The organism is Kitasatospora sp. NPDC059803, from assembly GCF_042732255.1.
Lineage (GTDB): Bacteria > Actinomycetota > Actinomycetes > Streptomycetales > Streptomycetaceae > Kitasatospora.
On the sequence record NZ_JBHWIJ010000516.1, the window covers coordinates 1 to 2,602 of the forward strand.

At 72.7% G+C, this 2,602-nt stretch carries 3 protein-coding genes; all 3 read left to right on the forward strand.

The features are described from left to right. Window positions 1-80: 80 nt before the first annotated feature. Window positions 81-260 carry a DUF6104 family protein gene (locus ACFV6I_RS38960; protein WP_063347844.1) on the forward strand — a complete coding sequence of 60 codons (180 nt, stop codon included), beginning with the start codon at window positions 81-83 and terminating at the stop codon, window positions 258-260. A gap of 225 nt (window positions 261-485) precedes the next feature. Then, window positions 486-1,394, forward strand: coding sequence for a DUF4097 family beta strand repeat-containing protein (locus tag ACFV6I_RS38965; protein WP_063347845.1), 909 nt, complete (start codon window positions 486-488; stop codon window positions 1,392-1,394). 1 nt (window position 1,395) lies between these two features. After that, window positions 1,396-2,427: a PadR family transcriptional regulator gene (locus ACFV6I_RS38970; RefSeq protein ID WP_380430968.1), complete on the forward strand. Its 1,032-nt coding sequence runs from the start codon at window positions 1,396-1,398 to the stop codon at window positions 2,425-2,427. Window positions 2,428-2,602: the final 175 nt, after the last annotated feature.

Sequence of the window (2,602 nt, forward strand, 5' to 3'; positions counted from 1 at the left end):
GTCCTCCCCTGGGAGACGGGGGCCGCGGGCGTCCCCGACTATCCTGACCAGGTCAATCCCCATCGGACCGGAGTGAACCCGTGTACTTCACCGACCGCGGCATCGAGGAGCTGCAGAACCGGCGCGGCGACGAGGAGGTCACCTTCGAGTGGCTGGCCGAGCGACTGCGCGAGTTCGTCGACCTCAACCCGGACTTCGAGATCCCCGTCGAGCGGCTGGCCACCTGGCTGGCCCGGCTCGACGACGAGGACGACGAGTGACCGGTGCGGTGCCGTTGCACTGAACCGCTGATGAGGGGCCCGGGAGGCGATCGCCTGCCGGGCCCCTCACGTATCCGCGCCCGCCCGTAGGGGGCGCCTCGGGGGCGGCTCCGGGGCGGCTCAGGGGCGGGATCCGGGACGGCACGCTTGACTTGCGCGTCACGCGATATATCGTCTTTAAAAGAGAACGCGATACATCGCGATCGGCAACGGGAGGCGGCAGAGATGAGCCAGTGGACGGTCGAGGGACCCGAGAGGATCACCATCGACGAGACGGTCCGGGCGCTGCACGTGCGGATCATCGAGGGCACGGTGAACGTGGTGGCGGCCGAGGGCCCGGCCCGCCTGGAGGTCACCGAGCTCCAGGGCGAGCCGCTGCACGTGACCCTGGTGGACGGCGTCCTGACGGTCACCTACAAGGACATCAACAGCTGGGGCGAGTTCGGCGACCGGCTCAAGTCGGTCGACGCGGTCAAGGGCTTCTTCAGCTCCTTCAAGCGCAAGCGGGTCGCCGGCGTCACCCTGACCGTCCCGGCCGACGCCGAGGTCAAGGTCGGCACCGTCTCGGCCGACGCCACCGTCTCCGGGATCACCGGGCACGTCTCGGTGCAGAGCGCCAGCGGCGACGCCACCCTGGTCGGCCTGACCGGCCGCACCGAGGCCAACACCGTCACCGGCGACGTCGACGCCCAGTCGGTGGCCGGCCAGCTCAAGGTCAACACCGTCTCCGGCCAGCTCACCGTCGTCGCCGGCACCGCCGACCGGGTCCAGGCCAACGCCGTCACCGGCGCCGTCACCCTGGACCTCGACGTCGCCAGCCCGGCCGACGTCAAGGTCACCACCGTCAGCGGCCCGGTCGTCATCCGGATCCCCTCGCTGGCCGACGCCAAGGTCGAGGCCGGCTCCACCAGCGGCGACATCTCCAGCACTTTCGACGGCCTCAAGCTCAGCGGCAGCTGGGGCGCCAAGCGCCTGTCCGGCCAGCTCGGCGACGGCCGGGGCAGCCTCGCCGTGACCACCGTCTCCGGCGGCGTCACCGTGCTGCGCCGCCCCGACCCCGAGGACGAGTCGCCGGTGGTCGTCAAGGAGCTCCCGGCCGGACTCGGCAAGCCCGACCTCACCAAGGAGGCGTGAGATGACGCCCGTGTTCGGCCACGGCCGGCTCCGGCTCTACCTGCTGAAGCTGCTCGACGAGGCCCCGCGGCACGGCTACGAGGTGATCCGCCTGCTGGAGGAGCGCTTCCAGGGCCTATACGCGCCCTCCGCCGGGACGGTCTACCCCCGGCTCGCCAAGCTGGAGCAGGAGGGCCTGGTCGCCCACAACACCGAGGGCGGCCGCAAGGTCTACCGGCTGACCGACGCAGGGCGTGCCGAACTGGAAGCCCGCCAGGGCGAGTTGGACGACCTGGAAGTGGAGATCCACGACTCCGTGGCGCAGTTGGCCGGGGCGATCCGCGAGGACGTCCGGGACAGCGCCAAGGACCTGCGCGAGGAGCTGTGGCAGGCCGCCCGGCAGGCCCCCCGGCCGGACCGCGCCGAGGGCGGGGACCCGTGGTCCGGCCCGTGGGGCGACAACGAGTCCTGGCAGCGCGCCAAGGAGGAGTTCGCCCAGTTCAAGCGGCAGGCCAAGGACCAGGCCAAGCGCGCCCGGGAGCAGGAGAAGGCCGCCAAGGCCAAGGCGAAGGCCGCCGAGGAGGAGGCCCGCAGGCTGCGCGAGCAGGCCAAGGCCTCGCGGACGGCCGCGCAGCAGGAGGCGCTGCGGATCAAGCGCCGGGTCGAGCAGCAGGTGCGCGAGCACGCCGCGAAGGGCGACTGGCCGACCGGCCTCGCCGAGGGCCTGGCCGAGCTGACCAAGGGCCTGGCCGGGCTGGCCGACGCGGCCCGCTGGGGCCAGCCGGCCGACGGGTCGGCCGAGGAGGTCACCGTCACCCGGATCGACCTGGACAAGGACGAGCCGACCACCCCGACCGCCCCGGCCGACCTGCCGCCGTGGGCGCGGACCGACCCGGCCGGCGACCCGGCCCGCGAACTGGAGCGGCTGCTCGACCGCTTCCGCGACCAGGTCCGCGACGCGGCCCGGGACGGTGGCGTGAGCAACGACAAGCTGGCCGAGGCCCGCTCGGTGCTGGGCGCGGCCGGCGAGCGGCTGAAGCGCCTGCTCGGCTGACCGGCAGGCCGCCGGACCACCGGACCACCACCGGAGCACCAGAGGAGGGCGGGTGGGTGGGGGGGGGTGCGGGGCTGCCCTGGCGCATACTGTGGCCCATAGACATTTCCCCTCCAGCAGATGTGGAGACGGATGTGGAGAGGCACAAGCGACCATGAACACAGCGGACAGCGGC

What these genes read in the sequence shown, in the direction of transcription:
- ACFV6I_RS38965 (WP_063347845.1), top strand. Translation starts at nt 486, where the DNA reads ATGAGCCAGTGGACGGTCGAGGGACCCGAGAGGATCACCATCGACGAG.
- ACFV6I_RS38970 (WP_380430968.1), top strand. Translation starts at nt 1,396, where the DNA reads ATGACGCCCGTGTTCGGCCACGGCCGGCTCCGGCTCTACCTGCTGAAG.